Source organism: Barnesiella sp. CU968 (genome assembly GCF_905219685.1).
Taxonomy (GTDB): Bacteria; Bacteroidota; Bacteroidia; order Bacteroidales; family Muribaculaceae; genus Lepagella; species Lepagella muris_A.
Genome location: NZ_CAJMXD010000121.1, coordinates 1 through 7,518, shown reverse-complemented (window position 1 = coordinate 7,518; position 7,518 = coordinate 1). Strand labels below are relative to the sequence as shown.

The window sequence follows — 7,518 nt, the reverse complement described above, 5'->3', positions numbered from 1 at the left end:
TATCGCTAAATTTTACAATCTGAAATCAGCAAGTTGAACTTGCGAAACTTAAATAATTAAAAAATCCTAACAAACATATGAAATCCTTAAACCACCACTATTCTTTTGCCTGTCATCCATCAATCAGTACACCAATAGTACACTTCGCATATACAATATATGCTATAAATCAATTATCTATGAATGAAATGCGTTTTATCGCCAATTTGTGTTAAATTTGTATTTTCTTAAAAAATAAAATCAAGACTATGCGATAATGGCAGATAATTATATTGAACGGAAGATGGAGGAACTCAGGCGCGGGTCACAGCAGAGAGTGATGCCCGCACGTCGTTACGCTGCGAAGGCGGGGAGACTGAGTTTCGATTTTCCTGCGCGCAGGGTGCTTCTGTGCGGACTGGCAGTCGGCTTGGGAGACGGCATTGCTACTGTCTTTCTTGATGCCGGTTGTAAGGTGGCTGTCTTTGATGTGGATTCCGGACAGGGGAGCAAAATGGCGAGGGAGAAAGGCGTACGTTTTTATGAAATTGACGTGAATGACTCTGCCGCGGTGCAAAAAGCGTTTGCCGATTTGCTTAAGGCATGGCGCGATGTCGACATTATAATCAATATGGAGGCGGGTGAGGATTATCGTGTTGCGATTGCGCGGATGTGGTCGGAACATAAAACACGCTACCCGTTCCCAAGCAGTTACGGAGGTCGTTTTATTGATATTGACGGACCATCGTTTGAAAAAACTTCATTTCTTTCAGAATATGGCATAACGGTGAATTGTGTGTCTGTTGCCGGACGTAATGCCAAGGATGTGATTGATATGTGCAAGTTTCTGTCTCTTCCGCAGGCTGGTTTCATACATGGAAGCGGCAAGTGCTGACGGGTAGTAAGCATGTGTTGAATGCCTTAAATTGTCATATATAATAGGTTTCTTGAAAACTTTCGTTATATTTGTAGATAAATTATCAACGACTACCTAACTAATACGGTACAACTCATGAAACGGTTTATCCATGCCATATTTGTGGCATTGCTTGCTATCTGCGGACAGCAGGCTCATGCGGCAACGCCGCAGAATCCAAAGGCTGATGACAAGGCTGTCGTCACTGCCGGCAACGCGAGGTTCACAGTGCTTACACCACGTATGATACGTATGGAGTGGAGCGCGGACGGAAAATTTGAAGACCGGAAGACTCTGACCTTCGTAAACCGAAACCTTGATGTCCCGAAATTCAAGGTTTCTAAAAAAGGCGACAGAACCACAGTCACTACCGATTTTCTTACTCTCCGCTACGACAACGATGGCAAGATGTTCAGCGACAGAAATCTTGAGGTCAGAATCAGAAACGGCAAGAAAACCACATTGTGGAAGCCGGGAATGGAGGATGACGGCAATCTGCTTGGCACCTGCCGCACTCTTGACGGTGCAGACGGTTACGATATGCATTCCGGTCCGCTCGAGCAAGGACTTCTTTCCAGAAGCGGCTGGGCACTTGTAGACGACAGCAAGAACCACATCCTTGCCCCTGATGACTCTCATTGGAAAGAGTGGGTGGCGATGCGTCCCGATGGAGCGCGTCAGGATTACTATCTCTTTGCTTATGGAAACGACTACAAGCAGGCATTGGCAGATTATCAGAAAGTGGCGGGCAAGGCGCCTCTGCCGCCTAAATATACATTCGGTTACTGGTGGAGCCGCTATTGGCAATATTCCGACAATGAGTTCAAGGATCTGGTAGACAAAATCAAATCTATGGACATTCCGATCGATGTGCTGATTGTGGATATGGACTGGCATGACACATTCGGTCTGAAATCGCGTAATTCAGCGAGAGATGAATACGGACAGAGAATAGGCTGGACCGGTTATACCTGGCAGAAAGAATTGTTTCCCAATCCTTCTAATTTCCTCAGATGGGTGAAGAAAGAGAATCTCAAGACTGCCCTGAACTTGCATCCTGCATCGGGCATCCAGCCTTATGAAGCATCATATAAGGACTTTGTGAAAGACTATGAATGGTCGGACACGACAAAAAGCGTTCCCTTCCATATAGATGAGGCAAAATGGGCGGACTCATATTTCAATACTGTTCTCGGTCCCATGGAGAAAGAGGGTGTTGACTTCTGGTGGCTTGACTGGCAGCAGTGGAAAGAATCGAAGTTTACCCCCGGTCTGTCTAATACGTTCTGGCTCAATCATGTCTTTTTCAACCATGCCAAAGAGAAAGCCGACAACGAGCGTCCGTTTATTTATCACAGATGGGGAGGTCTCGGAAGCCACCGCTATCCGTTGGGCTTCTCGGGCGACACGTTCATCACCTGGGAGACTCTCCGTTTCCTCCCTTACTTCACTGCTACCGCATCAAACGTGAATTACGGTTATTGGGGACACGACATCGGCGGGCATATGTTCAAGAAGAAACCAGGAGTCACGGACCCTGAACTTTATCTACGCTGGCTGCAGTATGGTGTGTTCACTCCGATATTCAAGACTCATTCCACCAAAGACCGTAATATCGTGAGATATTTCTGGGCTTTCCCCGAATATATGTTTGAGATGCGTGATGCCCTTAAGCTGAGATATTCGCTTGCTCCATATATCTATAATGCCGCGCGGGAGAATTACGATACAGGCGTGGCTATGACTCGTCCTCTTTATTATGAATACCCGTCGCTTGAAGAGGCCTACAGCCATCCGGAGCAGTTCTTTTTCGGATCTGACATTATTGCCGCGCCCGTAGGTAATCCTGTCGATTCCATATCAGGTCTTGCAAAGCGTAAGATCTGGTTTCCGGAAGGGAGGTGGTATGATTATGCATCAGGAGAAATGATCGAGGGACCTTCGGAACGCGAATTTGAATATACTCTCGCCGAGAATCCGTTTTATGTAAAGGGAGGGGCAATAGTACCGATGAATCCCGATAAAGTTAACAGCCTTCAGGCTCCTTGCGACACGTTGGTGCTTACCTTTATTCCCGGAGGCGGTGGTTCCCTGCGCCATTATGAAGATGACGGCATTTCCAATGATTACGATAAATCCTATGCAATCACCAATGTCATTAAAAATGTGGTTGCAAACGGAATTAAGGTAACGGTAGAAGCAAGAAAGGGCACGTATCACAATGCTCCTGCAGTCAGGAATTATGAAATGCGCTTCCCGGCTACATTACCTCCGGATAAGGTATTGGTAGACGGTAAAGAATATAGCTACTCCCGTTTCCCTGAAAATGGGAACTGGACCTATGACGGCTATTCATTGCAGCCTGTAGTCTATACTGAAGGTTTGCCCGTAAATAAGGATGTAACCGTAGAGTTAATCTATAATGAGGGTAACGGTGAGTCTGCCGACCTTTATGGCAAGAAAGGAATATTCAACCGTTGTAAAGATCTTACCATCCTCTTCAAGGAGGAGCAGGGTATGCATGGTGAAGGAATGAAGATGCTTCCGGAAGGATACCTGAAAGTTTCTCAATGTCCGAATTTCATATTGGAGGATCCTGCAAATATATCCGCTTATCTTAAAGAGTTTAATAATAATATGGAAAAACTTTTTGAGGTTACCGATAATATGGACATAATCAGTGACTGTTTCAAGGCTCGTCTTCGTGAGCAATTAAAGAAACATTGAATCAACTTCAATAAACATTCTGAGTATTATTATTCAGCAAGCTATTATCAGAATGTGTTCCAACTCACGGTGGGATATAATTTTAAATAATGTTATAATTAAAACAAAGTGAGGGAAGGTGCATAACGGCACCTTCCCTCACTTTGTTTAACCATTATATTTACTAATACCTATTTGTCAGAGTATTACCTTAACCGACTTGCGGAAATCATTGTTCCAGATTACGAGTGCATAAACGCCTTTGGAAACTCCGCCTGCGTCAAAGTTGACTTCTGAATTGCCACGTACAGTCTTTACCGTATGCCCGGAAATTGAAACGAGATTTACATTAAATTCTTCCGCATTCGATACGATCTGGAAGATATCGCCATTGCGGTTGATAACTACCTGATCTTTGCTTACAGATATATCCGATAGTCCGGTGGTCTGTCCGAGTTCAGGATGGGAGAGGATATATTTGAGACCTTCAAATGCATCAACATTGCCGAATCCATAACGGTATTGAGTCTTTTCATAATGAGCTTCGCCAATTTCCTTGTTGTTCTTGTCTACTGCGCCTGTTGTCTCATCCCATACACCACCTTTCTTGGAACCGTATGGCATGCCTTCACCTTTCATTTTGGGTTTTGCTGCCGTATTTTGAATCACCTCGTAAATGTCGGCATATTTGAGGTTTGGATTGGCTTCGAGCCATAGCGCACATATGCCGGCAAATGCCGGGGTTGCCTGCGATGTTCCCTGAGTGTTGAACCACCAGTAGCGTTCGCCACCGAAATCAGCAAAAGCGGAATTGTTGTTGAACTTTGATTTAGGTTCAGCTCCATCAACTTTTACGTTTGGTGCGTCATCGGTGAAGTTCTTGTTATTATTATATCTGCTTCGTGCAGACACCACATAATATCCCGGTGCGGTAATTGTTGGCATTGATCTGCCGTCTACCAGCTTGCCATATCCCGAAATGCCGGCTATCCATGTAGCTGTGTGTTCGATTGTTCCGACGGTTCCCGAAACTTTATAGGCGCTCTTATGGAGAGTTCCGAAAATGTTACGGTTCACATTGGCTCCGACTGCGAATACGTTATGGGCACATGCCATATTGTTGATTGACATGTCGGGTGTTCCTGCCTCAAATTCAAGATTATTCTCTGTCACGAGATTCACATCGTCTACATTGGAAGCCAAATCTATCCTCTGTCCTTCAGATCCTTCGATTTCAATTCCGATTACGGGATCTATATCCGTATCGTCATACCAGAAATTTTGCGGCAGCTTTATAGTGGCGGCATATCGGTTATTTTGAGCCATAACGGATGATGTCACGACAATCGCACCGGAGAAGCAAGGACCGGCTGTGCCGATATTTCCGTCAATATATTTCCCTTCGGGTGTAGATGCCGATACTTCACCGAGATTGTAACGTCTTGCCTCGTCAGGAGTAGCGTCATCCTTGTCATATGCAAAGATCCTTACCGTAAAAGGTTTGTCTGTATCGCTCCATATTTCAAGGGATGTTCCCTGGAGTGAGGTANCCTTGCTGTCTTTGTCGGTAATTTTTGCCTGCAGGAGGGTTGCGACTTTTTTGCTTTCCGCAGTGAACGTCTTGCTGATCCAGTTGTTTTTCAGTCCATCGTTTCCGGCAGCGATGCATACAATTGCTTCCTTACCGATTTCAGCTATGGCTTTGGAGAAATTATCAGTTCCGTCGCATGAACCGAAATTCTGACCGAGAGAGAAATTTATTACAGCCGGTTTGCCTACAGACTTGGCATAATCGCTTATGGCTTTTGCCGATGCAAGCTCGGTGTTGGAATTTAACGGACCCACGCAGATCACGATATCACTTTCGGGAGCCATGCCGAGATATGGTATGTTTGCTTCTTTGCCGGTGTTGTCATAAACCAGGGGAGCGCAAGTCTTTATGCGTTCGCAGCATCCTTGAGGATTGCCGTTGCTTCTGCCCTCGATGGAATCTTTCTCATGATGGTCATAATCAACGAACTGTCCTTTGCCGGTGAATGCTCCGGACATGATTCCAAGCACATGGGTGCCATGGGTTCCCGGATTTTCTTCATCTTCGGTGGTGTAAGCCTTGATTGCTTCGGGTGTGTCCCAACGTTTCACCTCCTTCCCGCTTGCATCAAATTCAACAATGAGTTTGACCCGTGTCTCCGTATAATCAGGTGCTTTGTAGAACGTGATATGGTTCGGGTCAAAACCCGTGTCAAGAAGACCCACAACGACGTTGCGACCCAGATATCCTTTGTCGAAAGGACGTGTGGTTCCGTCCCAAGGTGATTCTTTGCCAATATTTCCTTGCACCTTAGATGCAAAAGTGGATATGCGGGAATGCATCATTTGTGGCGCCGCTTCCCCCGAGATTTCCAAGGTAACGACCTGAGGCAGGGAAGCCACTTTTTCCAGTTCGGATACTTTCAGGTACGCCATCACAACGTTGCCTATGTTGTTGGAGATCTCTACTCCATGTTTTGTCAGATCTGTAAAGGAAGCTCCCGGAATTATCTGTATAAGCACGGGAACGACCTCGTCTGTCACTTCACTTCGTGTGCCTGATCTTTTTGCATGGTTGTATTCGGTTGCTTTCCGCATGGCGGAAAGGTCAAGTTTACTTTGGGCATATACCGGAAGTCCGGAAGCGATTGACAGGACAGAAATTCCTATACCAGCCAATAAATGGTTAATTCTCATAAGTTTTAAAGGTATTAATTGGTGATGTGCTTGAAATTGTTTATCTTTCTTCGGGAGCAAGGATGCCGTTTCCTTCATCGTCATATCCCGGATTTTGCTTTAGCAGATTGTTTGCGGAAAGTGCATTATGGGGAATGGGATAGCGGTTAAGATTTTCATCATGTGAGGGTGTATGATCCCACCATGGTTCATGTACAAAATATCCCATGCGGATTAGGTCGGTGCGTCGGCGTCCTTCTCCCAGAAATTCAATCATCCATTCGTCAGCCATACGGTACATGTCCATCGTGTCGGGTGCGGGATTTCCATCACGAACCTCAAAATATCTCGATCGCACCTTGTTTATCAGTTCGGCAGCCTCTTTGGGTTGTCCGGCACGTAGGCGGCACTCCGCAAGCATATAGTAAACTTCGGCAAGGCGGATTCCCGGAAAATCGGCGTTCCAGGTCAATGTCTTGTCGGCATCGTCGGGAATAGGGAATTTCACGAGACGTATGCCGCAACTTTCATCAACGGCAAGAATGGTGGAGGGAGTGTTGGCATCAGGCTTCGGATATTTGGTGTATTGATACATCTGGTCGATCAGGTTCACCTGCTTGCCGAGGTCTTCCTTGTTTCCCATCACGGGTTCACCGGTCGGTCCGGCAAGAGGCCCGGCAAGGAACATGCCCACGTATTGTTTGTTCCCCTTATATCTGTAATTCTCTTTACGCAAATCTTTACGGTGTAATTTGCCGTAGGGACCACCAAGTTTTATTTCCGGGTTTTCCAGAGTGTATAGTTTGCCCATAGGATTTTTTGAAGGAGCGAGACAGAAGCCGTTCTGTCCTGCCGCTACATACGTGTTGTCGAAATATACACGGCAATTCTTGGGCATGGAACGTTGCCACCACCAAGAGAATTGTCCGTATTTGGGGTGATTATATTCCGATGGAGCTGTCCATATCATTTCGGGCGATTTGTCGTTGTCGAAACCGAAGATGCCATGCCAGTCGGGATCAATTTCATATGGACCGTATTTGCCGTTTATTATATCTCGGCAAAGGGTTTCCGCATCAGAGAAACGTTCTTCACCGATATATGGCACCGCGTTGAAATATAATTGTGCGAGCATGGCGGCGGCTGCTCCTTTGGTCAGGAATCCGTTTTGCGCATCCCCGTCTTTCTTGACAGGCAGTTTCTCAATCCCT

General features: G+C 45.9%; 4 protein-coding genes. 2 read left to right on the top strand and 2 right to left on the bottom strand.

From position 1 onward, the window contains the following. Positions 1-256 precede the first annotated feature (256 nt). Positions 257-874 carry an SDR family oxidoreductase gene (locus tag JX312_RS06360; protein WP_204457428.1) on the top strand — a complete coding sequence of 206 codons (618 nt, stop codon included), beginning with the start codon at positions 257-259 and terminating at the stop codon, positions 872-874. A 117-nt stretch (positions 875-991) separates the two neighbouring features. Then, positions 992-3,622 carry a glycoside hydrolase family 31 protein gene (locus tag JX312_RS06355; RefSeq protein WP_204457427.1) on the top strand — a complete coding sequence of 877 codons (2,631 nt, stop codon included), beginning with the start codon at positions 992-994 and terminating at the stop codon, positions 3,620-3,622. Between the two features lie 177 nt (positions 3,623-3,799). Here JX312_RS06355 and JX312_RS06350 read toward each other — a convergent pair whose 3' ends face one another. Further along, positions 3,800-6,328 (bottom strand): S8 family peptidase, encoded by a 2,529-nt coding sequence (locus JX312_RS06350; RefSeq protein WP_204457426.1) that lies wholly within the window; start codon positions 6,326-6,328, stop codon positions 3,800-3,802. 40 nt (positions 6,329-6,368) lie between these two features. Next, positions 6,369-7,518: RagB/SusD family nutrient uptake outer membrane protein (locus tag JX312_RS06345; protein WP_204457425.1), on the bottom strand; the 1,150-nt coding region annotated here is incomplete at its 5' end.

Coding starts and splice junctions, on each gene's coding strand:
- JX312_RS06355 (WP_204457427.1), top strand. CDS start 992: ATGAAACGGTTTATCCATGCCATATTTGTGGCATTGCTTGCTATCTGC.
- JX312_RS06360 (WP_204457428.1), top strand. CDS start 257: ATGGCAGATAATTATATTGAACGGAAGATGGAGGAACTCAGGCGCGGG.